Origin of the sequence: Legionella maceachernii, assembly GCF_900167045.1 — a bacterium.
Taxonomy (GTDB): domain Bacteria; phylum Pseudomonadota; class Gammaproteobacteria; order Legionellales; family Legionellaceae; genus Tatlockia; species Tatlockia maceachernii.
On sequence record NZ_FUXJ01000006.1, the window covers coordinates 74,928 to 99,373 of the forward strand.

Here is a 24,446-nt window from a genome sequence, read left to right on the forward strand (position 1 = left end):
AGATGGGTGAAATGTGAAAGATAAGCTCGGCATTAGCGGTGTGAAGCGAATGCTAGGAATTCAATTGCTAACTAGTGTATTGATTTCATTAGTATTACTGTTGATTTTCGGCAAAAAGGAAGCAATGTCAGCATTATTAGGCGGCATGGTTGCAATAGTGCCTTCAGCGCTTTTTGCAAGAAAATTATTTCAATACCAAGGCGCTAGAGCAGCACGACAAATAGTCAAAGGCTTTTATTTAGGAGAGGCTTTGAAAATAGTGTCGTCGGTTATCTTATTTGCATTAGTGTTTATGCTATTCAAAATAGCCCCTCTTGCGTTTTTTTTCACCTACATAGTGGTGTTAATGAACTATTGGCTTGCACCACTGATTTTTGCTAACAAACAAAATAGGCCTGAAAGTGACTGAAATGGTATCTAGTACCCAATACATCAAGCATCATTTAACGTATTTAACGTTTAACTTTAAAACAATGAGTTTCGGCTCTAATGGCTTTTGGACAATAAACTTAGATACTTTATTTTTCTCTTTGGTATCAGGTATTATTATTCTTTCATTGCTATACTTCGGAGCTCGTCGAGTAACCACAGGTGTACCCGGGAAGTTACAAAATTTCGCGGAATTAATGCTTGAGTTTGCAGATAACCAAGTTAAAGATTGTTTTCATGGTAAAAGCAAATTGATTGGCCCCCTCGCTCTAACCATCTTTGTGTGGGTTTTTCTAATGAACTTTATGGATATCGTTCCTGTTGATATCCTTCCCTTGGCCGCTCAATCGGTGGGTATTCATTACCTGAAAGTAGTGCCGACAAACGATTTAAACTTAACGTTTGCTTTGTCAATTTCTGTTTTTGCTCTGATTATCATCTATAGCATCAAAATAAAAGGGGTGAAAGGGTTTGTCAAAGAGCTAACGTTGCAACCATTTAATCACCCTGCGTTTATCCCGTTTAACTTGTTACTTGAGTTGGTTGGATTGATTGCTAAACCCATTTCACTTGCTCTGCGGTTATTTGGAAATTTATACGCTGGCGAATTGATCTTTATTCTGATAGCGTTACTCACTTTGAATGCGACGTCAACTTCCATGATTGGAACAACAACGCTAGGGGCTGCACAGTTTTTGTTGGCCTTAGCCTGGTCAATTTTCCATATATTGGTTATTACGTTGCAAGCCTTCATTTTCATGGTATTGACTATTGTGTATCTAAGTCTGGCCCATGAAGATCATTAATGTTTGTTTTTTTAAATTAATCTTTGTCCATTAAGGGGATTTATATGCAAGCTGCAAATTTGATAGCACAAATTCAAGGTATGACTGTTATTGCGGTCGCTTTACTGATCGGTTTAGGTGCTTTAGGTACTGCGATTGGTTTCGGTTTATTGGGCGGAAAATTCCTTGAAGGTTCTGCGCGTCAGCCTGAAATGGTTCCTATGCTACAAGTAAAAATGTTTATCGTTGCAGGCCTGCTCGATGCGGTAACAATGATTGGTGTGGGTATTGCGTTGTACTTCACGTTCGCTAACCCCTTCCTCAGCAACTTGGGTTGATAAATAACGCCAAATAAGGGCGCAAAGCGCCCTAATTGCTACGGGAGATATTACCTTGGAAATTAATTTAACTTTGGTTGTACAAATGCTCGTGTTTGCAGCATTTGTTTGGTTTACGATGAAATTCGTTTGGCCCCCACTGTCTAAAGCGCTGGAAGAACGACAAGATAAAATAGCAGATGGTCTATCGGCAGCCGAGCGTGGACGCAAAGAATTAGAGCTTGCCCAACATCGTGTAAAAGATGAGTTAAAGCAAGCGAAAGCGCAGGCCTCTGAAATTGTCGAAAAAGCAAATCGTCGCGCAGCACAGCTCATAGAAGAAGCCAAAGAAGAAGCCAAATTGGAAGCGCAAAGGCAAGCTAAGATAGCTCATGAGCAATTATTACAGGAAATAAATCGTGCAAAAGACGGATTACGCAGCCAAGTTGCTCAGTTAGCAATTGCTGGTGCCGAAAGAATTTTAAATCGTGAAGTCGATGCAAAAGCAAACAGTGCTTTGCTCGATGACCTGATTGAAGAGATTTAACATGTCTAATACGATTACAATTGCCAGGCCCTATGCGAAAGCGATTTTCGAGCATGCTTTGGTAACTAAAAAACTTAGCCAATGGTCTGAGATTTTGCAGAGGCTTGCTGTCGCAGCGCTAGATGAACAGGCAAAACACTTCATTACGAATCCAACTGCAACAGTAGAACAGCAAGTGGATTTACTAATGACACTTTTTGCGGGGGATGGGTCAGAGGAAATTTCATCGGTAAAAAATCTGATCGTCTTATTGGCGCAAAACAAACGAATAATGTTGTTACCCGACATTAAGGCAATATTTGAAGTGCTGCGTGCTGAACAAGAAAAAACATTGAAGGTGGATGTGATCAGTTTTTCTGAACTTTCATCCGCCCAGCAAGAACGTTTAATCAGCGCACTTAGCAATCGACTACAACGCCAAGTTACGCTTAATCTTACTTTAGATAAATCACTCTTAGGTGGTGCGGTGATTCATGCTGGCGATTTAGTTATTGATGGTTCAGTGCGGGGAAGATTAAATAAACTTAGCTCAGATTTAGCCGCGTAACAGAGAGGATAGATTTCATGTCAGAACAAGTAGCTTTAAACCCATCTGAAATCAGTGAATTAATCAGAAAGAAGATTGAGAAATTTAGCGTTACAGCTGAAACGAGAAATGTAGGAACCATCGTAAGTCTGAAAGATGGCATTGTTCGTCTGCATGGCCTCGAAGATGTAATGCAAGGTGAAATGATCGAATTCCCAGATGGCGTGTATGGGTTGGCTCTAAACTTAGAGCGTGATTCAGTCGGCGCTGTTATTCTTGGTGATTACTCTAATTTGGCAGAAGGCCAACAAGGAAAATGCACGGGCCGTATTCTCCAGGTCCCTGTAGGTAAAGCGCTGCTAGGCCGCGTAGTCGATGCCTTAGGTAATCCAATCGATGGAAAAGGGCCTATTGAAGAAACGAAAATGTCCCCCATCGAAAAAGTTGCACCGGGTGTCATTAGCCGTCAATCAGTTGATCAACCGGTTCAAACAGGACTAAAGGCGGTCGATGCAATGATTCCAGTGGGTCGTGGCCAACGCGAGCTAATCATCGGCGACCGTCAAACAGGAAAAACCGCGATTGCTGTTGATGCTATCATCAATCAAAAAGGCACTGGCGTAAAATGCATTTATGTGGCCATTGGCCAAAAAGCCTCCTCTGTTGCTGCAATCGTGCGTAAGTTAGAAGAAAGCGGCGCAATGGATCATACCATCGTCGTCGTTGCTGGTGCTTCTGACTCAGCGGCTCTACAGTTCATTGCACCTTATACAGGCTGCACCATGGGTGAATACTTCATGGAGAATGGCGAGGATGCACTGATTGTTTATGATGATTTAACCAAGCAAGCTTGGGCATACCGTCAGATCTCCTTATTACTGCGTCGTCCTCCTGGAAGAGAAGCCTATCCTGGGGATATTTTCTATCTGCACTCACGTTTGTTGGAGCGTGCAGCGCGAATCAATGCGCAAGAAGTTGAAAAACTGACAAACGGTGAAGTCAAGGGTAAAACCGGTTCACTCACGGCGTTGCCCATTATCGAAACTCAGGCAGGGGACGTTTCTGCGTTTGTACCAACCAACGTTATCTCGATTACCGACGGTCAGATTTTCCTTGATGTCGACTTGTTCAACTCAGGGGTGCGTCCGGCGATCAACTCTGGATTGTCTGTATCTCGGGTGGGTGGTGCTGCGCAAACAAAAATCATGAAAAAATTGGGTGGTGGCACTCGATTAGCGCTCGCGCAATTCCGTGAATTAGAAGCATTCTCACAGTTTGCTTCTGACCTCGATGATGCAACACGTAAACAATTAGAACGTGGGCAACGGATTACCGAGCTCATGAAACAAAAACAATACTCACCCCTCTCAGTGGCAGAAATGGCGATATCCCTTTTTGTGGTTGAAAAAGGCTATTTGGATGATATCCCGGTTGCTGAGGTGAGCGCATTCGAACATGCTCTTCATAGTTATATGCGTGCTTCTCATGCCCCTCTGTTACAGAAGATTAATGAGACCGGCGCTTATGATGGTGAGATTGAGTCGCAATTAAAGGCAGCTGTGGAAGAATTTAAACGCAGTGGTAGTTGGTAGATTATAGAGCTCTGCCGCATTCACGCGAGCAGGGCTTAATGATTACGCAGACTTAGCTTGTAAAGCAATGTCTGTTAATTAAAGGCGAAGCAAGATATGGCTGGAGCGAAAGAGATCCGTTCAAAAATTGCGAGTATTAAAAACACGCAAAAAATTACTCGAGCAATGGAAATGGTTGCTGCAAGCAAGATGCGCAAGACTCAAGACAGAATGCGTGCATCTAAGCCTTATGCAACAAAAATATATGATGTCGTTAGGCACATAGCCCGCGCAACATCAGAATATCGCCATCCTTTTATGGTTACTCGCGATATTAAGCGAATTGGCGTTATTGTTGTTACTACCGACCGAGGCTTATGCGGGGGATTGAATTCGAATCTTTTGCGTGAATCGATTCGAGTTCTTCGTCAATGGCAACATGAAGGAAAAGAAATTGATTTATGCGTTATTGGGCGCAAAGGCCAGGCTTTTTTCAAACGTGTTGGCGGGCGGGTGATTGCCTCCGTTGATCAACTCGGGGATAAGCCAGGCATCAAGGAATTAATTGGTGTGGTTAAAGTCATGTTAGATGCTTTTTATCAAGGTGAAATCGATGCCTTGTACATTGCTAACAATGAATTTGTTAACACCATGACACAAAAGCCAACTGTCAAACAGTTGCTGCCTTTACCGATAGCAGAGGAAGACAGCAAAGCGCTTGGGCATTATTGGGATTATATTTACGAACCTGATGCGAAAGAGTTACTTGATGCATTGCTGGAACGCTACATTGAACTGCAAGTTTATCAAGCGGTAGTAGAAAATATTGCTTGCGAGCAAGCCGCAAAAATGATTGCAATGAAAAGCGCAACCGATAATGCGGGTGCTTTAATTAAAGAATTTCAATTGGCTTATAACAAAGCCCGACAAGCTGCCATTACGCAAGAATTGGCTGAAATTGTCGGTGGTGCAGACGCTTTATAAGAGGGTAATAGCTCGGATCCCCCTGCGTTATGTTTACTCGAGCGGTTGGTTTTGTCGTAAGATGCGGCAAAACTGACCGTTTCCTAGTAGGGGCTGAGCACTTACATAAGAGGGTATACGATGAGTAGTGTAGGAACAGTAGTTGAAGTGATTGGTGCGGTGGTAGACGTAGAGTTTCCCCGCGAAAGCGTTCCCAAAGTCAACGATGCTTTAAAACTCGTTGAAGGCGATTTGGTATTTGAAGTGCAACAACAGTTAGGTGACGGTGTGGTACGTACCATTGCGATGGGTACCACTGACGGATTAAAGCGCGGACTTAAGGCGCAAAATACCGGCGAACCCATACGAGTTCCAGTCGGGAAGAAGACCCTCGGGCGAATTATGGATGTTTTAGGCCGTCCTGTTGATGAAGCGGGTCCCATCGATGCTGAAGAGCATTGGGCAATTCACCGGAAGGCACCCAGCTATGAAGATCAAGCCGGTGGTCAAGAATTACTTGAAACAGGGATTAAAGTCATTGATTTACTTTGTCCCTTCGCCAAAGGGGGTAAAGTAGGCCTGTTTGGTGGTGCTGGTGTAGGTAAAACGGTAAACATGATGGAGTTGATTCGTAACATTGCCCACGAGCACAGTGGTTATTCTGTGTTTGCTGGAGTGGGAGAGCGTACTCGAGAAGGTAACGATTTCTATCATGAAATGAAAGACTCTAATGTATTGGACAAAGTGTCGCTGGTTTACGGCCAAATGAACGAGCCACCAGGAAACCGTTTGCGTGTTGCTTTAACAGGCTTAACAATGGCAGAGAAGTTTCGCGATGAAGGCCGTGACGTGTTGTTATTCATTGATAATATTTACCGTTATACGCTAGCTGGGGTTGAGGTGTCTGCTCTCCTAGGCCGTATGCCTTCCGCTGTAGGTTATCAGCCGACATTGGCGGAGGAAATGGGGATGCTACAAGAACGCATTACCTCAACAAAAACAGGTTCAATCACCTCCATTCAAGCCGTATATGTACCCGCGGATGACTTAACTGACCCATCACCTGCTACTACGTTTGCTCACTTAGATGCCACAGTGGTTTTGTCGCGTCAAATTGCAGAGTTGGGCATTTATCCTGCGGTAGATCCTTTAGATTCAACTTCACGTCAGTTGGATCCATTAGTTGTTGGCCAAGAGCATTACGATACGGCTCGCCGTGTTCAGCAAACGCTACAACGTTATAAGGAACTAAAAGACATTATCGCGATTTTGGGTATGGATGAATTATCGGAAGAAGATAAGCGTGTCGTTTCGCGTGCACGTAAAATCCAGCGGTTTCTCTCACAGCCATTTTTCGTTGCCGAAGTGTTCACTGGTTCTCCAGGTAAATACGTTTCACTGAAGGATACCATCAAAGGGTTCCAAGGAATTCTTGCTGGCGAGTATGACGACTTACCCGAACAAGCGTTTTACATGGTTGGAAGCATCGAGGAAGCTGTTGCTAAAGCTAAAACCTTATGAGGCAAACAGACATGGCAATAACAACGCACTTAGATATCGTCAGTGCTGAACAAGAGGTTTTCTCTGGCATCGCAGAAATGGTCGTAGCGACTGGGGACTTGGGAGAGATAGGAATTACTCCAGGACATGCTCCCTTACTAACAGTCCTTAAACCCGGAGAAATTCGAGTGACTATACCAGGAGGGAAGCAAGAGATTTACTACGTTTCAGGCGGTATGCTGGAAGTACAACCTCATTGCGTGACTGTCTTGGCGGATACTGTGGAACGTGCTGAAAATCTTGACGAAGCAGCTGCTCTTGCGGCTAAGGCACGAGCAGAGGAGGCAATAGCGAATAAAAATACTGAATTAAACTATTCAGTCGCTGCTGCTGAATTAGCGCGTGCGGTAGCACAGATCCGTGCTATTAAGAAAGCTAGAAAAGATCTCAAGTAAGTAAACCACGCCTTTGAAACAGGCCTCAAGCGTCGGTTTCAGTATCGCATCTATTATAGAGGTCTTTAATTGGCCCTACGTGCCGTGTTTTATGCACGGCACTCATGCGATCTTGAGTAAGATTCGAAACTGTTCTGTGCAGGAAGCGTGCAACCTGAATCTCTTGACTGAATAAGGCTCGTTTAGATACGGTGCTATCAGCCCTTTGCGGCCCTACCAATCCGCTTCTTAAAAAACGTTATTAATTTCATTTTTTTACAGTAAGTTACTAAAGTTATTCATTTATCAATCCACAAGGTTATCCACAGGGGTAAAAAGTTATTTTCAATCCCTTTAGAAAAAAGCGTTATTTATCAATAGGATAGAAAGCGAATGTTCTAATTTTGAAAAAATACACAAAGTTATTCACAGATTGTAATTCATTATTATTCGCCAGGTCATGAAATAATGATAAAATAGCGAATCTTATTAATCTCTTGCCCTAACGTGGTAATCATCTGTAGGTAGAGGCCTAATCATGAAAATTATGAATGATGCGATAGAGCGTAAACCTCTCACTGAATTCACTGAGAAAGCTTACCTTGATTACTCCATGTATGTCATTCTCGATAGAGCACTACCTCATATTGCTGATGGTTTAAAACCAGTGCAACGACGTATTGTCTATGCGATGTCCGAGTTAGGGCTTAAGGCAACTGCCAAGTATAAGAAATCAGCACGAACGGTTGGGGATGTCTTAGGTAAATTTCATCCACATGGTGATACAGCCTGTTATGAAGCAATGGTATTAATGGCGCAACCCTTCTCTTACCGTTATCCGTTTGTGGACGGTCAAGGCAACTGGGGGTCTCCTGACGATCCAAAGTCATTTGCTGCAATGCGCTATACTGAGGCGAGGTTATCGGCTTATGCTGAGCTTTTACTCTCTGAGTTACAGCAAGGTACTGTAGAGTGGGTAGATAATTTTGATGGCACATTACAAGAACCTGCCCTGTTACCCGCAAGATTGCCTAATGTGCTGCTTAATGGAGCAACAGGTATTGCTGTGGGTATGTCCTCTGATATTCTACCTCATAATTTAATTGAGGTTGCAAACGCCTGTATTCACTTGTTGGATAACCCCCAAGCAAGCTTGGATGATGTTTGCACCTACATCAAAGGCCCAGATTTTCCAACAGAAGCAGAAATTATTACCCCTAACCCTGCGATCAAAGCGATGTACGAATCAGGTAATGGGTCAATAAAAATGCGCGCCGTCTATCGCCAAGAAAGGCACGATATTGTCATTACCGCACTACCCTACCAAGTATCTGGCGCTAAGATTATCGAACAAATTGCGGCACAAATGCAGCAAAAGAAGTTACCCATGATTGAAGATTTGCGCGACGAGTCTGATCATGAGCATCCTACCCGACTCGTCATCACACCCAAATCGCATAGGGTCGATTTCGAAGGATTAATGTCTCATTTATTTGCTACAACGGATCTGGAACGCAGTTATCGTGTCAATTTTAACGTCATCGGCTTGGACGGTAAGCCACGCGTGAAAAGCTTACTCGCTATTTTACAAGAATGGCTAAGTTACCGCCTAACAACGGTGAAGAAACGATTACAATATCGACTCGATAAAATACTTGATCGTATTCACGTTTTAGAAGGCTTAATTATCGCTTACCTCAACATTGATGAGGTCATTGCCATTATTCGTGAACACGATAATCCCAAACAAGGCTTAATCGAACGATTCCAGCTGAGCGAAAGGCAAGCAGAAGCTATTTTAGAAATGAAATTGCGTCATTTGGCTAAATTAGAAGAAATGAAGCTCCGTGGTGAATTAGATGAATTAAGTAAGGAGCGTGATCGCATCCAAGGGATTTTGGCGAGCGAAAAACGGCTGAAGGCTTTAGTGAAAGAGGAAATTATTGCCGACAGAGACCAGTATGGGGACTCTCGACGCTCGCCTTTAATTGAACGCCAAGATTCACAAGCTTTAAAAGAAGAAGATATTCTACCCAATGAACCCATCACTGTTGTGCTTTCACAAAAAGGATGGGTTCGTGCTGCAAAAGGCTATGACATCGATGGCCGAGAATTAAGCTATAAAGCAGGTGACGAATTTAAAGCTCAAAGTAACGCGCGCAGCAATCAACAGGTAGTGTTCTTTGATAGCGAGGGAAAAGTCTATACACTGCCTGGTCATGTTCTCCCCTCTGCTCGGGGGCAAGGGGAACCTTTAACGGGTAAATTAAACCCGGCGGATGGTGTCTCGTTTGAAGGCCTTATTTCCGGTGAGCCAGAGGATTGGGTATTACTGGCAAGTGACGCAGGGTATGGTTTTGTCACCCAACTGCTGGAACTTTACGTAAAAAATCGCAATGGCAAAGCCTGTATTAAATTGCCTGAAAACAGCCGCATCATGTCACCCCGGTTAATTGCCAATAGAGAGTCGCAGTTAATTGCTGCTGTCACTAATATTGGACGCCTACTGGTTTTCCCTATTAAGGAGTTACCCGAACTTTCACGAGGAAAAGGCAATAAATTAATTAATATTCCGTCGGCTAAAGCACAACTGCGTGAAGAGTTCTTGGTTGATTTACAAGTACTTTCTCCCGAAGATTCATTGACGGTTCATGCCGGTAAACGCCGTTTTACACTGAAAGCGGCCGATCTTAACCATTACTTAGGTGAAAGAGGTCGTCGTGGTAGCCGCTTACCTCGCGGGTTGCAAAATGTGACGCAATTACAAGTATCGTCTACTGTTTCAGCTTAAAGAAGCGCTTCTGCGCAGAATCTTGGTGAGTATAAGAGCAATTTGCTTAACAAAATAAACACAAATTTTATTAAAAATTATCAGCACACTTTAGAATCAATGCGTTATAATAGGGCTAAGTTTTACACCTCGAAGGCATGAAATGGCAGAAAATACGTTTTTTTTAATCGAAGGCGATGCAAAAACAGTCTACACTGCATTCGGCCGATCTGATTTGGTTGCTTCTGAGGCAAAAAGAAGCCTTATTCGAATCGATGTTGATCGTACCCGCTTTTTCGGAACACTTGTTGAATGCTTACATCATAGGAGGGTGTGGTTAAGTAGACAGAGCTCGAATCGTAATTATGCCCAGGGGAATATGTCAGCAGGCAATCTGTTTTCATTGTTTGGCGCATTGCCATTACCCTTTTTTAAAGGGCGTGATACTAGCTCAGAAGAGGCGAAAGTAGATGTCGTAAGTAACACAGAATCCATCTGTTTTGCTTACGTGGATGAAAATCAAGATTTACATGGTCTACTTCTCCATTATCGAAAAGATGATCCAACAAAATGGATTTTGGGGCTTTCAAAGAACCCTCATTTAGAACCAGGAAAAGTCGATATTAAAGTTTTGACTTCGTTTGATCCAAGGCCTTTTTGCCAATCGTCCTGTCGAATAGCTTCTGGCGAAGCAACGAAGGGTCAATTTATTAACGCAATGGCCTCACCTAGATTGGCTAAGTTTATTCAACACATAATAACGCCTGCAGGGCAAATCCATCCTTCTGCAAAAATAATCAAATGGTTTCTCCAAAACGCGGTTTCAGAATCCAATTTTGTTGTTAACGACGAATTATTAGCCTTCTTTGACGAACACATGCCTGAAATATTAGCTAGTCATGGGCTTAGATTATTACTTGATCATGAAATGCAGCCTTCATTGGCGCAAATGCAAAGGTGCCTAGATCCGGAGTCAGAATTATATGGGCTTCTTAGTGCATTTACCCCTACCGATAATGTTAGAACAAACAAAGCGCAACTAGCCACTTTACTATTCCTCGATAAGCATGGCTTGAATGAAAGGCAGGAAGCGATAAGAGGGGATAATGTATTGGTAGAAAAACTCCATGATCTACCCAGTGAGTGTGGAGAAAGTGTAGCTCCCTTCTTAAGGGAGCCATCGAAAACAAAAGTGCTACGCTTTCTTATGGCGAATGACCATTGCTCGGATTTAGTACTTCAATTTGGACAGATAAATGACCCCCAAATTTGGCAAAAATTTGCAGTGCTTACTCAATGGTCATGGCAATTTCCTGCGGATGCATACCGTCATGCAGTCTTATGTAAATTGCTATTAAATGCCCCCAGTATTTCGGAACAAATGCTTCATTCGGTGTACAACTATTTAGACCCAAATAATTTAAGTGCAGTCGTCGCAAGCGTGTTTGAGCCCTTTCCTCTTGCTAACTATATAAGCACAAAGCCAGAGGAATGTTTAGAGTTACTCACTCAAGCCAATGAGTTTTTCTTAGAAATTTTACCGAAATATCAACAAACAGCGCGTTTAATGGATCAGTCGTTATCGCCTCAATTAAAGTCTGCTTTAACCGATTGCTACGTAAAAAATCCAAGTGATGTGCTCTTGCCTTCGCTGCATTATTGCCATAATGCGGATCAAATAAAAGCAGGGTATATTCTGCACGAGCTTGGCTTTGTCAACCTACCAGTCTATCTATTAAATCCAGCAGTGGTCTCTGCGGTGAATTTGCTCAAAAGTTTCAATTTAACGCACTGCATAAAAAATGTGCTCGAAGAGGAACTTCTTCTGGTGGGGATAGGTGAAATTCATAAGATTGAAAACGAAACATTTAAGAAAGCCAGCCTTATTTTACTCAGTCAACAAGCACTTAATGCAGAGGAGTTTCGTCAACTTTTAGCGGCTTTTAGGGCCTATCCGCAACTGGCGTATTTAACTACCCTTGCTCACGAGAAAAATTGCTCTGCACAACAAATAAAAGAATTGGTATTTTCACCGAATAGGCATCACGCAGCGAGGGCCTTGGTTGCGCTTAATGTTAAATTCGAATTTAATCAACTTAAGCCCTTTACTTGCCAATTTCTATTGATGATTGCTGATTTAGTCACAACAGAACAAAGTAAAGACCTGCTGGCTGACTACCTAAAGTCAGTTTTGCCAGAAATCTTACGCTTTTTAAACGACGAAATCTCATGGGAAGCGGTTGAAAAAGTGGTCTTAGAACAGCATGCTTTATTCGTAGAGGAAGATGAAGCAACAGTTCAACAAGCAACACGATTAATTTTACAGCAATTAAACGCCTACCGTATTGCACAGCGCCACCAGATTCCTGTTGAAAAACAGATGACAAAAAGTAAACAGCACACTAGGGAGCTAGGGCTTGTTATTGAACTGGTTTCAGCGAAGCTGAAAGAGAAAACCGTGCCTGAGGCGCAAAAACAGTCATTGTATGATCAGGTCTTCTCCTTTTTTTCTTCATTAGATGCGGATAAGGAATTAGCTTCCTCCCCCATTCCACAGGCTATTGAGGCATTAATCAGCTGTCATTTGCAAAGTCCCGAAACCCCATTAGTCTCTTTTGATGCCTTATTACATGACTCAACTCTTGCAAACGCAATTCTTGCCCTAGAAAAACAAGAGCTTCCTGCGCAATCGTTATTAACTCTAGAAGAACCATTACGAAATGCAGTCTCAGCCGCGCTGGTTAAACTCAGTCAAGTGTCACCCAATGACCGCCAAGCTTTTAATTTAGCGATGCAAAATGATAGTGATGGCCATGATTTTCGTTTTTTATTGACAAGAATGAATGCAGCCCATCAACCGCCACCTCAGCTGGTAACCTTCCTTTATCAGGGGATATGGAGTCGTAGGATACGGCCAGAGGATGAGGTTATCGAGAAAGACTTCTCTAAACAACGTGTTAAAATGCAAGCCTTTGATTTGGATGAGCGATTAATTATGATCAATCGATTACGAGCCCTTGGGTTTGATAATCAGGTGGTCGCATTCATGATGAAAAACGATGAAAAGAGTAGGCAATTTTACAAGGCCGTTTTACGGGTAGAAGCAGAATGCCAAACCATAAGGTCGAGATTAAGCGTCGAAGCGAGTGAGAAGTATGAGCAACTTAAGCCTTGCGAGCCTCGTTATCGTAGGGACCTGTACACAGCGCTTTATGAAGCATTTAATCCAGGTGAACCCATGGAGCCTGAAAAAGCACTCAACGAATTAACTCGAAAAATCCATCAAGCAGCGAAACACATCACCGATATCGTGGAAATTGACAGACATCCCGAGGTAAGAATTGCCATGATGGTCATTGTTAATCTACTTACCTTAGTGTTTACCGTGACGATTGCTAACTGGGTGCATCAAAAAAATACGGGCGATTTTCTCTTCTTTTATCGACCAGCGTCAAGTGAAGCGTTAAATGGCCTTAATAAGCAAGTTCTTGAGGAAACAGCTACCGCAATAATGACACCCGCTGGGGGATGACAGAGAAAAAATAGAGAATCTTGGAGAGCAGTCGAATTGGCGTGTAAATTTTAGGAAGCAAGCCAATAAGGCTGTTTCGCGAACCCTGAACAATTGCAGATGATGAAACAAACTAATTTAGCACTGGTGTTGGCCTTGGTTTTTCTCGAATGGCTGGATTTTAGTCTTTATCTTTATTTAGCAAAATCGGTCTTTGCTAACGATTTTTTTCCTCCTTCCGCTTACAGTTTGACTTTAAGTTTTGCGCTTTTTGCGGCGGCTTATTTTGCTCGCCCAGTAGGCGGTTGGTTTTTTGGCCGTAAAGCCGATTTAAACGGTCGGCGTAATCCCATGGTTTTTTCCGCAGCCTTAATGGGGTTCGCCACTTTAGGGATCTGTTTACTCCCCAATTATGCGCAAATTGGCTTGCTAGCCACTTGGGGCTTGCTGATTTTACGGGTTGCGCAAGGACTGGCTTTAGGAGGGGAAATCAATACCTCAGCCATGTTTTTAGTGGAACATCATCCTAAAAAACCGCTATTGGCAGGTAGCTTAGTCGCAGCGAGTGGTGCTTTTGGCATGTTCTTGGGCGCGGCAATCGCTGCTCTTTTGCAATATAACGAAATCTTATGGGCATGGCGGATAATCTTTGCCCTCGTTGCAATGATCTCGCTATGGGTTTGTCAATTACGCAAGCGCTTAAGGGAATCTCCTGAGTTTCAGAAAAACCTCCTTTCTATTAAAGAGATTTGGCCTCTCTACGGGCGAGGATTATTTAATATTGCCATTGTGGGCGCTTATGTGGGAGTAACAGTCTACCTATGCAATGTATTTTGGGTATCCTTTGCCATTGATCAGCAATTATGGAGTAAAACGCAATGTGCGTGGACAGGTTCGATAGCGCAATTGCTCTCAGCATTACTTGCCGTACCCATCGCTTATTTTTCTCAGCCTTCATCCGTTTATCGTCTAATGCGAGCAAGCATGGTTGTGATTACTGTAGCTGCACCACTGCTCTTTTTCTTTACGGCCATCTCTTTGTCAGCAGGGGTTTTGCTATCGGTCTTAGGTTATGCTATTGCAAATGCTTTGCTTTGCGCCTCGCTGTATTATTTACTCTATTTGCAATTGCCGGCTCAATACCGTTGTCGTGGAGTATCAACCATTTGGGCTCTTGCGGCAAGTTTGGGGGCTATAAGTCTCCCTATTGCTGAGCAAGCAGTTCAGTTAGGGGCAATTTGGTTGCCTGGATTTTTAGTCAGTGCCATAGCCATTTTGAGCTTCCTTTCATTGCGTAACTATCACTATCAATTTAAAAACCAGCCCAACGCAGAAAGCTTGGTTGGGTAAGTTTAGTTCAGATTATTGAAAAGCTGCTATTCTTTAACAATGACAGTACAAGGCTTTTCAAGTTATTATTCACAATCGACTTATTTTGATTTGAATTTCTATGTTGAATGATTACCTAAAAACAATGCCCCAGTTTGTGGCACCCAAATTAACGTTGACACATTTTGCTGGCTTCATGGCTAACGTACGAATTCCGAGCATTAAAAATGCGCTGATTCGCTTGTTCATTCAGCAGTATGAGGTGGATATGAGCGAGGCCAGAGAAGAAAATCCGGATGCTTACACCACATTTAATGATTTTTTCATTCGCCAGCTAAAGCCTCATTGTCGACCGCTAGCTGAGGCTGATATTGTTTCACCTGTCGATGGATTCATTAGTGAGCTCGGCGCAATAAAAAAAGGCCAAATCTTACAAGCCAAGGGGCGTTATTATACCGTTAGTGAATTATTGGCATGTGAAGCCAGTTTAAGTCAGCAATTCATGCAAGGCTGTTTTGCGACGCTTTATCTCTCCCCTAAAGATTATCATCGTGTTCATATGCCCATTGATGCCAAATTAATTGAGATGGTCTACGTACCAGGCAAATTATTTTCTGTACAGCCGACCACGGCGCGGGTAATTCCTCATTTGTTTGCTCGCAATGAGCGCCTGGTTTGTTTTTTTGAGACCCAGATAGGCCTCATGGCCATGGTCTTAGTGGGAGCCACTATCGTGGGGGCCATTGGCACGCGTTGGCAAGGAGATATTAAGCGTTCGAAAAACAAGCGATACTTAGATTTTACCGAAATTAACCAATCCACGACGCTTGTTAAGCAAGGTGAAGAAATGGGTTATTTTAAATTGGGTTCAACGGTGGTGCTGTTATTTGCAGAAGGTCAACAGGTTCATTGGCTTAATCATCTACGCGCTGGCGATAAGATTCGCTATGGGCAGGCGTTTGGAAAAATAAAATGAAGATTTGGTACCGAGAAGAGGACTTGAACCTGTTTGTAATATCTTGATTTTATTGAGTTAAAACAATATGGACTTAAAGTTTACCCAAGATCTTGCCCAACGTGGCATATGATACCTGATTTGAATGATTGCGAAAAGGTGAGAATGATTAAGAAAAACTTAACTTAGTAACACCCAACCAGCGCAACTGGGTTTTATTGTTAAGTTTAAAATAGAGCACCTTTAACTATGATCAACATTCCAAATGTTCCATTTATTCGTACATTATTTGGCATTGACGAAAAAATGGAACTTACGATTTACCCTTATTTTGAAGTAATTGAATGGGGTCTCATCTTGCGGAATCTATGCGAGCCCACGTATTTTAGCCACCAAACTCGTTGATTACTGATAAGATTGATGGCTAATACCTCTCTTTTTTGCTAAATTACCCAATCAATTCAACAAACTAAAATAAATATTGTTGGAGGCTGGGTTTATTTGCTATACTGTTAATAACAACACCCGTCACGCCTCTTTACAATGCGCACCCCGACGGGTTTTTTAATGCCTATGAATAACCAAAATAACATATTTGAAAAGCCGCCGCTTTCTATCAATGATCAGCTTGAACGCCTATCCTCACGTGGTGTCATTATTCAAGATAAGGATACTGCTCGTCATCACTTATACTATATCAGTTACTACCGTTTTTGTGGGTATGCCATAGAATTTGAGGACGGTCTTGTTAATGGAGAAAAACAATATCGCAATGGTACGACTTTTGAACAAATTTTAGATTGCTATGTCTTTGACCGCAAATTACGTTTGCTTGTTATTGATGCAATAGAGCGAATTGAGATTGCCATTCGTACTGTGATGATTAACGAGCTGGCATTGAAATATAATGATGCGCATTGGTATCTTGATAAAAGCTTATTCCTACCTAAATTCAACCATGGTGATCTAATTCAATCCATTAAAAAAGAAACGCAGTATAAAGTGCCGGATGGATCTATTCAGGACAAAAAGCGCGAGCGATTTATTAAGCATTATTATGATAAATATCAAACACCTGCACTTCCCGCTGTATGGATGGTAGCAGAGGTGTTGCCATTAGGTTCATGGTCGATGATTTTTGCTAATTTGATTGATCGTGAAAATCAAAAGTTAATTTGTAAGCATTTTGATATCAACTATAAAGTAATGACATCTTGGTTGCATGCTTTGACATATTTGCGTAATTTATGCGCGCACCACAGTAAACTTTGGAATAGGAATTTTACTTTAAAACCGCTAGTTGCTAATGATTATGGCCAGCAGTTAAAAAAGAACAGTAGGTTTTCAGCGCAAGCTGCAATATTAAAAATATTTCTTGATGTCATCTCCCCTGGTAGCGATTGGGCTAAGCATTTGCGTATGCTGATTAGTGACCACCCTAACATTGATGTTAATAAAATGGGATTTAGTGAAGATTGGGTTAGGGATTCATTTTGGGATTAATTTTTATTGGTGCTAACCGTATAACGTATGAGTAATAAAATGAATATTGCGATTCTTACCTTTCAAGGTTTTAATGAAATCGATTCGCTCGTAGCCTTTAGAATGCTTAAATGGCTCGATAAAGCTGATTGGAATATCAAAATTTGTTGTCCGGAGGTTGAGGTAATATCAATGGGAGGTTTAGCTATTCGAGCACAAGGTACTCTTGAGGATGCTAGTAATGCTGATGCAGTTATTGTGGGCTCTGGTTGTATGACTCGAGATATCATTAAAAATGGGGCTATTATGAATCGCATCAATCTCAACCCACATTCTCAAATCATTGGAGCCCAGTGTTCTGGCACGTTGATGCTCGCGAGGCTTGGAATACTGGGCGATGTTCCTGCTTGCACTGATTCTATTACTAAGCCTTGGGTGCAAGAAGCTGGTATTGAGGTTCTTTCTCAACCCTTGTTTGCAAAAGATAATGTGGCAACTGCCGGAGGTTGCTTATCCTCAGCCTATCTTAGCGCATGGATAATCGCCAAGTTGAATAACTTAGATGCAGCAAAAAAAGCATTACATTATTTTGCGCCGGTGGGTGAGAAAGAAGAATTTGTGAAAAATGCTGTAAAGAATATCTCGCCTTATCTGTAGCTGAGATTTTCAAAATTCAGTCTACACTTCAACTTTATAGCCCACATCTACATCACATCCCGCCTGTCCACCAAGAATACCCCAATTTTCTCGATTAGATTCCCTTAAAACAATTTTGATATGATCTTGAGGAATGCCACATGTTTCAAGGTTTTCTGTTAAGCGACGATATAGCCGACGCTTGGTATCAGTGGTGCGACCAGGAAAGCAATCAATACTAATAATTGTATATAATTCAGGATGATTGTAAGTTTCAAACTTGTTTTTTGTTGGTGGAATGGCAAAACGATGAGGTTCGTGGACAAAAAGACGAATATTTATAGCATCATCAGAAAGTTGAAAGACCTCTTGTAGAGCAGAATATACTGATCTCATCAAAGTGATCTCTTCTTCTTTTGTGAACGAATTTCTTATATCTATTGATACAATTGGCATAGATGCTCCTATTTATTTGCTACCCGTATTTTATGCACAGGCTATCTCAATTTTTTAGTAAACCATAAAATTAAATCATCATCGAGAGAATAAATTTGTCCTGGCACTGTGGGCTGATAGTCATAAGTCACACCTAAACCATCTGGTAGATAACCTCTTTTTACATAAAGTCGTTGAGCCTGACCATATCCTCCATCAGCACCCCCATACAATCCTACGCCAATTCCTACAACGTCACTTTGGCTTGCGGCCTTTTCTTCAGCTACTTGAAGTAAAGTACTACCTATCCCAGATTGACGAAATTCTGGAAGTACATTTAAGTCCATAATTTCGGGAATACTTTTGCTAACAAAAGGTTCATATTGTGATAGCCATTTCAAAGTAATGTATCCTGTAAACTGCTCGCCAAGATAAGCTAACCAAACAATTCTTTCTGATTTCTGTTGCTCTTGGTAATAGCCTTCAAATAGAGAGGCGGATTTTTGCCAACTTACTCTCTGAAAGGCATCAATAATGGTTGGAATGTCAGCCAAACTTAATGGTTTAATAGATACAGTTTTATTGCTACCCGAACTTTCAAGATTTTTAACCATATAAACCATGTCCCATTCGTACTCCTGTGGTTTCAAATTAAAAAGAGGAATAAAACCAGTCGATTGATAAAATTGATAGGTCTTCATGTAATTTTCTTCTTTTTCAGAAGGGCTTAATGTTTCAACTGTCATCGTCTTAGCTTCATGCTTTTTTGCAAATTCACAGGCAGCATCAATCAGTTGTTCTCCTATGGTTTGGCGGTGAAAAGCACGCAAAACGGCCATCCAATAAATATTGGCATTGTTAGGATAGGGAAAATTAATGGAAATAAGCCCAATGTAATTACCATTCTTTTTAGCGGCAAAATTTGCATACGCTTTTACACCCTGAGCATAATGTTCGTTGGCTTCAGGTAAACCAAAATATTCAGGTAAATCAGCTGTGATTTTTCGGCACAACGATTCAGCTAATTCCGCAGTTATGTTTTCAATAGTAATCATAATATCTTCCCTACAGCAGTATCTTCAGGAGAGCCTTCATAACCATCGGGATCATCAAAAAGCATATCGGCGTAACCATTGGATCTATAGAATTTTAGCGCATCTGGAGATGATTCAATATGCAAACTCTTATATCCTTGGCTTTTGAGCCATTTTTCGCATAACGTTAAGAATTGACCACCATATTTATGGTTTCTTTTTATCTCATCGATAACAATAATGCGCATTGCTGCCCGTTGATGAGGCCACAATTGCAGATGAGCATAACCAATAATTTCGGTACCTTGGTATAAAACAAAATGGACATGAGAAATATGATCAAAAGTCCAGGTATATGGATCAGAGATTCCGGCTTTATCAAAAAAATAAAATTGCCTAAAATGACGCACTGCGTTCCATTCTCGTGTGGTCAACGCTTTAACTATTCTTAATCCATTAAAACCTGCTTTCTTATCAATGCTCGCAATAAACTCATCTTTACCAAGACAATATGCGTTAATATCATCAGGATATTGGTGTGCTAAGTCTTGTTTTAAATGAGCATAGGCATTCCTGTCTTCTGGATGATTTCTCATCCAATCTCGAAATTTTAAATGCCGCTCAATTTCAGGGCTGCCTACCTCAAAAGCATGTACGTGATGAGTTCTTTGGTTCCCTCCTTTTTGGAAATAGCGACGAAAAGGCATACCATACTCACCTTTGGCTTCATATCCAAGTGCTGACATCGCAGTATTGGTATCATCCACTTTAGTGATATTCAAAACCACAGGCATCATATCAATTACAGGTTTTGCTGCCAAGTTTGGAACCGAAGTTGATCCGATATGGTGGATCTCAATGCAATTCCCGCCTAATGCAATTTTGATTTCTTTTGCCTCTTCTACAAACTGTTTAGGCCAGCTGACATCATAAGGAACGACTTGAATTAATCTATTTTGTTTGATTGACATGATTTAATTTCCATTCTGATTATCAGGCAAAAATCCGCCTACTTGATTACGTCAGTTGTTTGACTAAAAAGGTTTTTAAGTATGATCAACTGTGACAAGGCACGTAGCTATAATGATAACGAATAAATACCACCGATACGGCCTGCTCTTTGAAAAATAAATTTTAGCACACACACAGACACACCTTGAATAATGATTGTCTTACTTAAAAGTAGACATACGGTATTTTATCATGGTTTTGGCTAGCCTATTTCAGTTAAAAATGAAGTTGCATGTCTTTGTGAGGGATTCCTGCATCTAGATATTCATCACTACAAATTACAAATCCCAATTTTTCATAAAATGGGATGGCATAAGTTTGAGATCCAAGCATGGCCTTTTTGACCTGATGATTCTGTTGTATATCCCCTATTATAAAATTCATCAGGACATGATCTAGTCCCTGGCCTTGATAGGCTTCTAAAATAGCTACGCGCTCAATTTTAGCAAAATCACCTGAATAACGAACACGTGCGGTACCCATTGGCAGTTGATTGAAAAACAAGAGGTAATGCTCACTACTGGAGTCCAACCCATCGACCTCTTCATGAATAGGAACTTTTTGCCCCTCTACAAATATTTGATGTCGAATGGCAAGACAAGCTTGAATATTTGTTGCATCAGAAACCTTTTTTACCAAACTGTTGTGGTGTGGCTTCATGTTCATGACTTCTTCTCTTTTCTAGTGCCTCTACTTGTGTAATTAAATGTGCAATCAAATTTTCTTCCATTTCTCTTGGCGTCATTCTAATCTTTTTCTTGCGCTCTTTAAACTTAAAATCCTCTTTTTTAATTAATGCTAATGCTAATTGGCGCTGTTGATATTGGGCATATCGCATCGCGGCATGGATATTTGCTATGAAATCAGTATATACATCAGCGTCTTGATCGCCTCCTCTTACTAATTTTTTCCAGTTAGCCAAGGACGAATATGAAATCCCTGCACACTTACATGCTGCTTTAAGAGTTAACCCTCTCGATACCCCATCAATCAGAGCATCTTTTATTTCTCGTGTTAACTTCCGTGAATCAGAGCATCTTTTATTTCTCGTGTTAACTTCCGTGGCCTTCCACCTTTATTTTTCATGAATAACTCCTTTTATAGACTGGAAAAATAGAAACTTCAAAAACCTAGCTATGCTGTGCTAACACTTTGTTTTGAATATTTAACAAATCGTATTGGTTTTTGATCTGGAGTATCTAAGTATTGTAATGAACCAGCATGAAACCAAAAACCAAGTACCCCTTCCCAATCACCGTTGCGTTGCTTATCGCAAATCCATTTGCAGCCCGCCGCATTAAGAATTTTTGCTTCTTTTTCCTCTAATATGGCTCCGCTTTCTTTTGCCTGGGTCAGCCGCTCTTTTTCTTTATTTCGCCAAATAATGAAAGAATTATCAGCTAAATCAGAGATTATTCCACTCCCTTTAATATCCAACTTGCTTGGTGGTTTTGATTCGTCAAATCCTTTTCTAGGATGAACCACTATATGAATTTGGCAATTATGCTGATTTTTAAAGTCGCATAGCTGATCCATAAATACTTTTTGGACGCTGTAATCATCATCAGCAATATCTAATTTCATTAGCGAATCAATAATAAAAACGTCAACCCCATAACGTTGGCGAGCGTATAAAAAAACATCCAACAATCTTTTAGATTTTGCTGACCCAACAAGATCAAAAAGCCACAACTTGCCTTCATACCATTGATGGATTGCTTCTATGTATTCAATAGCGGGCTGAGCTAAGGCAGCAGCTTGGCGAGTTAATCTCATTAATAAACGCCTTGGTACTAATTCAAGGCTAGCTATACATACGCGAGCACCTTGCTGCATCATGCTTAAAATAATTTGTCCTAGAAATTGACTTTTCCCATGACCATTTATGCCAGTCCAAACTGAAAGTTCACCTGGTCTAAAAAGTATCTTATCAGTAGTTTTTGTCCAAGGAGCAGAGTACCCTATAAATGCTCCTGGTTGAGGATAGAACTCCCCAATTACTTGATTTACAAATAGGCTCGCCGATTTTAACTCATCAGGATCTAGTGTTTTTGCTAAATCAAAGCAATCTTTCATTGTTTCGGCGGTAATTCCTGCTTGTAAACATTCATTAGCATCTTTGAAGGGCAGTTTAACAACACGACAACGATGCCTGCCTAAACGCTCAATTAACTCTTTTGTTGCAATTTGACCCTCTTGATCATCATCCATGCAAAGAAATATTTCATCAAAAATTGCTAAGCGCTCAAACTCATATTCTATCCAAGCATGTTTATTGGCACTTCCTGCGCCAAAGGGAATTGATAATGCCGGTAATCCGTATTGAAATAACGTCATTGCATCAATTTCACCTTCACAAATAATGACAGAACGAGCTTGTGGTGGAAGCATTTGCCAGCCGAATAAACAAGGCTCGCATTTGGCCTCTACGTACATTTGCTTCTTGCCATTTATACGCTTTAAATTCAGATATTTTATAAATATGAGTTCGTTATCACGAAAATAAGGAAAAATAATTTCGTTGTCTCTCTGTCCTATTTGAAATGCTTGAATAGTCTCTGGTTTTAATTTACGCATCTGGGTTAGATAATTCATTACAGAAGATTTATCACTCAATTGTTCTATCTTCTGCTTGGGTTTAACGAATTTAGAAGTTTTATAAGCATCGAAATGAGGCTGTGATATACCTAAGTAGCAGGCAGCTTCTTTCATAGCCTCATAATTGGTTAGATTGCGTGATTGAGTCCAGAGATTGAGTAAATCACCGCTATCCCCCGTAGCAAAATCACACCATATACCAGCTTTCTCCCCCGTAAGGCATACTCCAAGAGATTTTCCTGATTCCCCGCTAACATTCCCTACCTTCCATTCATTACCAACCTTCTTGCCTTCCGGTAATAAATATCTCGCTATTTCCTCGGCACGCTGAGCTAAACTTCTTGCAATTTCCTTTGCCATCATCATGTTAAATTACTCCTGCCATAATATCGTCACTTTTCATGTAATTGAATTGCGCTTCATTTTTGTTAGCATTCCCTATGAATCGCTCAATATGCTCTGCATCACGCAGAATAAGGCCAATATCGTCATACAACTGTTGGCGGTCATTTTTACCCATGTTGTAGGGGGTGTTTTTACAACCATCGATGGCTTGCTTGAGTGCTGATATGGTGTAACCCAATTTGAGTGCTTGCTCTATAGTACGTTTTCTTTTTTTATCCAATTTAGCCAAAGAGTGGTTCATCGTACGTTGCCAATATTCAAATAGTTGTGTGACAGCATTATTTTCTAAAGTTAAAACATCAACAGGTGAAGTTTTAACTTCACTTATGTGTTTTTCTTTTTTCTTTCTCTTTTCTTTCTTTTCTATTTCGTCGCTACCCGTCGACAAATATTCGTCGACTATTCCAATAGAATTCCCTGAAACAGGGTCGATTGCTCTGCTAATATTCATTGAATGCTCATTGGGCAATTGGGGGAATGTAGGCGAGATTAATGTAAGCTCAGATTGCGGCAATGGGTAACGATAAGTGGGTTTTTCAATTTTCTGATGACTCTTCCAACCAGTTACAATCCAGTAGGACTTATCATTGACGGCATATTCTCTTAAAAGCCCCTGCTCAATAAGCTGGGAAATTAATCCTTTAATTTCCTCTATAGAAAAATTATCTGCAGATAAAACTTGTGCTTTTAGCTTCACATAAGAAGCAGGATAAACGCCATTATCATCAGCAAAATTCCAAAGACCTATAAAAAGTAATCTCGCTAATGGCGAGCAAAATATAATTTGCTCGCTTGTCCAGAACTCACTTTTAATCATTCTATTTCTAGGCATGATGACCTCTCATCAGCTGCGACAACTGCTCATCTACCTGTTTTCCTTCTAACCAAAGCTGATGTTTTAGTGCTTCTGGTAATTCATACTCTGTTTCTCGCACTGCCTGTAAGAGAGAAAGCTCGCGTTGTAACTCCTTAGCAATAGCCCTATTGTTCTCCATGAACCACCTCATTTTTTCCCTGATTGAAATTTACATCGAGATTTATTGCCCAGTCCTCAATTTCCTTCCTCAGATACATGGGGCGTTTCCCCAAAGGATTTCGCGGCTTGGGAAAATCGGGAAGTTTTGCAAGTTCATAAAATTTGGTTGGACCAACCCCTAAAACCTTTTGGACATGTTTGGGATAAAGTAGAATTGGTAGTTCGCTCAAAA

23 protein-coding genes and 1 pseudogene are annotated in these 24,446 nt (G+C 41.1%); 15 read left to right on the forward strand and 9 right to left on the reverse strand.

Annotation, left to right across the window (positions count from 1 at the left end):
* Positions 1-13 precede the first annotated feature (13 nt).
* The 15 genes from B5D33_RS06210 (at position 14) to B5D33_RS06280 (ending at position 17,776) form a co-directional block, all read left to right on the forward strand.
* The gene (locus tag B5D33_RS06210) at positions 14-409 is read left to right on the forward strand and encodes an ATP synthase subunit I (RefSeq protein ID WP_234802469.1); all 396 of its coding nucleotides are present in this window, start codon (positions 14-16) and stop codon (positions 407-409) included.
* Between the two features lies 1 nt (position 410).
* Complete coding sequence (gene atpB / locus B5D33_RS06215; RefSeq protein WP_078767360.1) at positions 411-1,235, forward strand: F0F1 ATP synthase subunit A; 825 nt, start codon at positions 411-413, stop codon at positions 1,233-1,235.
* A gap of 44 nt (positions 1,236-1,279) precedes the next feature.
* A complete protein-coding gene (gene atpE / locus B5D33_RS06220; protein WP_058453641.1) occupies positions 1,280-1,552 on the forward strand; it encodes a F0F1 ATP synthase subunit C in 273 nt (90 codons plus the stop codon).
* A 55-nt stretch (positions 1,553-1,607) separates the two neighbouring features.
* Positions 1,608-2,078, forward strand: coding sequence for a F0F1 ATP synthase subunit B (locus B5D33_RS06225; protein ID WP_058453642.1), 471 nt, complete (start codon positions 1,608-1,610; stop codon positions 2,076-2,078).
* A gap of 1 nt (position 2,079) precedes the next feature.
* On the forward strand, positions 2,080-2,625 hold the full coding sequence (locus B5D33_RS06230; RefSeq protein WP_058453643.1) for a F0F1 ATP synthase subunit delta: 546 nt from the start codon (positions 2,080-2,082) through the stop codon (positions 2,623-2,625).
* A 17-nt stretch (positions 2,626-2,642) separates the two neighbouring features.
* Positions 2,643-4,196, forward strand: coding sequence for a F0F1 ATP synthase subunit alpha (gene atpA / locus B5D33_RS06235; protein WP_058453644.1), 1,554 nt, complete (start codon positions 2,643-2,645; stop codon positions 4,194-4,196).
* A gap of 96 nt (positions 4,197-4,292) precedes the next feature.
* On the forward strand, positions 4,293-5,159 hold the full coding sequence (gene atpG / locus B5D33_RS06240; RefSeq protein WP_058453645.1) for a F0F1 ATP synthase subunit gamma: 867 nt from the start codon (positions 4,293-4,295) through the stop codon (positions 5,157-5,159).
* Between the two features lie 120 nt (positions 5,160-5,279).
* Positions 5,280-6,659: a F0F1 ATP synthase subunit beta gene (gene atpD, locus B5D33_RS06245; protein WP_058453646.1), complete on the forward strand. Its 1,380-nt coding sequence runs from the start codon at positions 5,280-5,282 to the stop codon at positions 6,657-6,659.
* Between the two features lie 11 nt (positions 6,660-6,670).
* Positions 6,671-7,093, forward strand: a complete 423-nt coding sequence (locus B5D33_RS06250; RefSeq protein WP_058453818.1) for a F0F1 ATP synthase subunit epsilon — start codon at positions 6,671-6,673, stop codon at positions 7,091-7,093.
* Between the two features lie 526 nt (positions 7,094-7,619).
* Positions 7,620-9,863 (forward strand): DNA topoisomerase IV subunit A, encoded by a 2,244-nt coding sequence (parC, locus tag B5D33_RS06255; RefSeq protein WP_058453819.1) that lies wholly within the window; start codon positions 7,620-7,622, stop codon positions 9,861-9,863.
* Between the two features lie 142 nt (positions 9,864-10,005).
* Positions 10,006-13,374, forward strand: a complete 3,369-nt coding sequence (locus B5D33_RS06260; protein ID WP_058453647.1) for a hypothetical protein — start codon at positions 10,006-10,008, stop codon at positions 13,372-13,374.
* A 99-nt stretch (positions 13,375-13,473) separates the two neighbouring features.
* The gene (locus tag B5D33_RS06265; protein WP_078767361.1) at positions 13,474-14,703 is read left to right on the forward strand and encodes an MFS transporter; all 1,230 of its coding nucleotides are present in this window, start codon (positions 13,474-13,476) and stop codon (positions 14,701-14,703) included.
* A 100-nt stretch (positions 14,704-14,803) separates the two neighbouring features.
* Entirely contained in the window at positions 14,804-15,658 is an 855-nt protein-coding gene (gene asd, locus B5D33_RS06270; protein ID WP_058453649.1) for an archaetidylserine decarboxylase, read from the forward strand.
* 546 nt (positions 15,659-16,204) lie between these two features.
* Positions 16,205-17,140 carry an Abi family protein gene (locus B5D33_RS06275; RefSeq protein WP_058453650.1) on the forward strand — a complete coding sequence of 312 codons (936 nt, stop codon included), beginning with the start codon at positions 16,205-16,207 and terminating at the stop codon, positions 17,138-17,140.
* Positions 17,141-17,179: 39 nt separating this feature from the next.
* Positions 17,180-17,776 carry a DJ-1/PfpI family protein gene (locus B5D33_RS06280; RefSeq protein WP_058453651.1) on the forward strand — a complete coding sequence of 199 codons (597 nt, stop codon included), beginning with the start codon at positions 17,180-17,182 and terminating at the stop codon, positions 17,774-17,776.
* Between the two features lie 21 nt (positions 17,777-17,797).
* Here the strand turns inward: B5D33_RS06280 and B5D33_RS06285 are convergent, their stop codons facing one another.
* From B5D33_RS06285 to B5D33_RS06320, 9 genes and pseudogenes are all read right to left on the reverse strand, one after another.
* Positions 17,798-18,211 carry a tautomerase family protein gene (locus B5D33_RS06285; RefSeq protein ID WP_058453652.1) on the reverse strand — a complete coding sequence of 138 codons (414 nt, stop codon included), beginning with the start codon at positions 18,209-18,211 and terminating at the stop codon, positions 17,798-17,800.
* Positions 18,212-18,252: 41 nt separating this feature from the next.
* The gene (locus B5D33_RS06290) at positions 18,253-19,245 is read right to left on the reverse strand and encodes a GNAT family N-acetyltransferase (protein WP_058453653.1); all 993 of its coding nucleotides are present in this window, start codon (positions 19,243-19,245) and stop codon (positions 18,253-18,255) included.
* The gene (locus tag B5D33_RS06295) at positions 19,242-20,195 is read right to left on the reverse strand and encodes a bifunctional GrpB family protein/GNAT family N-acetyltransferase (RefSeq protein ID WP_058453654.1); all 954 of its coding nucleotides are present in this window, start codon (positions 20,193-20,195) and stop codon (positions 19,242-19,244) included. The genes B5D33_RS06290 and B5D33_RS06295 overlap by 4 nt, the downstream gene beginning before the upstream one ends.
* Before the next feature lie 256 nt (positions 20,196-20,451).
* The gene (locus B5D33_RS06300; RefSeq protein WP_234802470.1) at positions 20,452-20,901 is read right to left on the reverse strand and encodes a GNAT family N-acetyltransferase; all 450 of its coding nucleotides are present in this window, start codon (positions 20,899-20,901) and stop codon (positions 20,452-20,454) included.
* Positions 20,855-21,247, reverse strand: a pseudogene (locus tag B5D33_RS06305) (hypothetical protein); the annotation flags it as partial. The pseudogene B5D33_RS06305 and the gene B5D33_RS06300, both read right to left, overlap by 47 nt.
* A gap of 122 nt (positions 21,248-21,369) precedes the next feature.
* On the reverse strand, positions 21,370-22,947 hold the full coding sequence (locus B5D33_RS06310) for a bifunctional DNA primase/helicase (protein ID WP_234802471.1): 1,578 nt from the start codon (positions 22,945-22,947) through the stop codon (positions 21,370-21,372).
* 253 nt (positions 22,948-23,200) lie between these two features.
* Complete coding sequence (locus B5D33_RS06315; RefSeq protein ID WP_058453658.1) at positions 23,201-24,070, reverse strand: hypothetical protein; 870 nt, start codon at positions 24,068-24,070, stop codon at positions 23,201-23,203.
* Positions 24,063-24,233 (reverse strand): hypothetical protein, encoded by a 171-nt coding sequence (locus tag B5D33_RS16585; RefSeq protein WP_156415035.1) that lies wholly within the window; start codon positions 24,231-24,233, stop codon positions 24,063-24,065. The genes B5D33_RS06315 and B5D33_RS16585 overlap by 8 nt, the downstream gene beginning before the upstream one ends.
* Positions 24,220-24,444 (reverse strand): helix-turn-helix transcriptional regulator, encoded by a 225-nt coding sequence (locus tag B5D33_RS06320; protein WP_058453659.1) that lies wholly within the window; start codon positions 24,442-24,444, stop codon positions 24,220-24,222. The genes B5D33_RS16585 and B5D33_RS06320 overlap by 14 nt, the downstream gene beginning before the upstream one ends.
* Positions 24,445-24,446 lie beyond the last annotated feature (2 nt).

Excerpts from the sequence above, each read along its gene's own strand:
- atpB (WP_078767360.1), top strand. The coding sequence starts at position 411 with ATGGTATCTAGTACCCAATACATCAAGCATCATTTAACGTATTTAACG.
- atpE (WP_058453641.1), top strand. The coding sequence starts at position 1,280 with ATGCAAGCTGCAAATTTGATAGCACAAATTCAAGGTATGACTGTTATT.
- B5D33_RS06230 (WP_058453643.1), top strand. The coding sequence starts at position 2,080 with ATGTCTAATACGATTACAATTGCCAGGCCCTATGCGAAAGCGATTTTC.
- atpA (WP_058453644.1), top strand. The coding sequence starts at position 2,643 with ATGTCAGAACAAGTAGCTTTAAACCCATCTGAAATCAGTGAATTAATC.
- atpG (WP_058453645.1), top strand. The coding sequence starts at position 4,293 with ATGGCTGGAGCGAAAGAGATCCGTTCAAAAATTGCGAGTATTAAAAAC.
- atpD (WP_058453646.1), top strand. The coding sequence starts at position 5,280 with ATGAGTAGTGTAGGAACAGTAGTTGAAGTGATTGGTGCGGTGGTAGAC.
- B5D33_RS06250 (WP_058453818.1), top strand. The coding sequence starts at position 6,671 with ATGGCAATAACAACGCACTTAGATATCGTCAGTGCTGAACAAGAGGTT.
- parC (WP_058453819.1), top strand. The coding sequence starts at position 7,620 with ATGAATGATGCGATAGAGCGTAAACCTCTCACTGAATTCACTGAGAAA.
- B5D33_RS06260 (WP_058453647.1), top strand. The coding sequence starts at position 10,006 with ATGGCAGAAAATACGTTTTTTTTAATCGAAGGCGATGCAAAAACAGTC.
- B5D33_RS06265 (WP_078767361.1), top strand. The coding sequence starts at position 13,474 with ATGATGAAACAAACTAATTTAGCACTGGTGTTGGCCTTGGTTTTTCTC.
- asd (WP_058453649.1), top strand. The coding sequence starts at position 14,804 with ATGTTGAATGATTACCTAAAAACAATGCCCCAGTTTGTGGCACCCAAA.
- B5D33_RS06275 (WP_058453650.1), top strand. The coding sequence starts at position 16,205 with ATGCCTATGAATAACCAAAATAACATATTTGAAAAGCCGCCGCTTTCT.
- B5D33_RS06280 (WP_058453651.1), top strand. The coding sequence starts at position 17,180 with ATGAATATTGCGATTCTTACCTTTCAAGGTTTTAATGAAATCGATTCG.
- B5D33_RS06285 (WP_058453652.1), bottom strand. The coding sequence starts at position 18,211 with ATGCCAATTGTATCAATAGATATAAGAAATTCGTTCACAAAAGAAGAA.
- B5D33_RS06290 (WP_058453653.1), bottom strand. The coding sequence starts at position 19,245 with ATGATTACTATTGAAAACATAACTGCGGAATTAGCTGAATCGTTGTGC.
- B5D33_RS06295 (WP_058453654.1), bottom strand. The coding sequence starts at position 20,195 with ATGTCAATCAAACAAAATAGATTAATTCAAGTCGTTCCTTATGATGTC.
- B5D33_RS06300 (WP_234802470.1), bottom strand. The coding sequence starts at position 20,901 with ATGAACATGAAGCCACACCACAACAGTTTGGTAAAAAAGGTTTCTGAT.
- B5D33_RS06310 (WP_234802471.1), bottom strand. The coding sequence starts at position 22,947 with ATGAAAGAAGCTGCCTGCTACTTAGGTATATCACAGCCTCATTTCGAT.
- B5D33_RS06315 (WP_058453658.1), bottom strand. The coding sequence starts at position 24,070 with ATGCCTAGAAATAGAATGATTAAAAGTGAGTTCTGGACAAGCGAGCAA.
- B5D33_RS16585 (WP_156415035.1), bottom strand. The coding sequence starts at position 24,233 with ATGGAGAACAATAGGGCTATTGCTAAGGAGTTACAACGCGAGCTTTCT.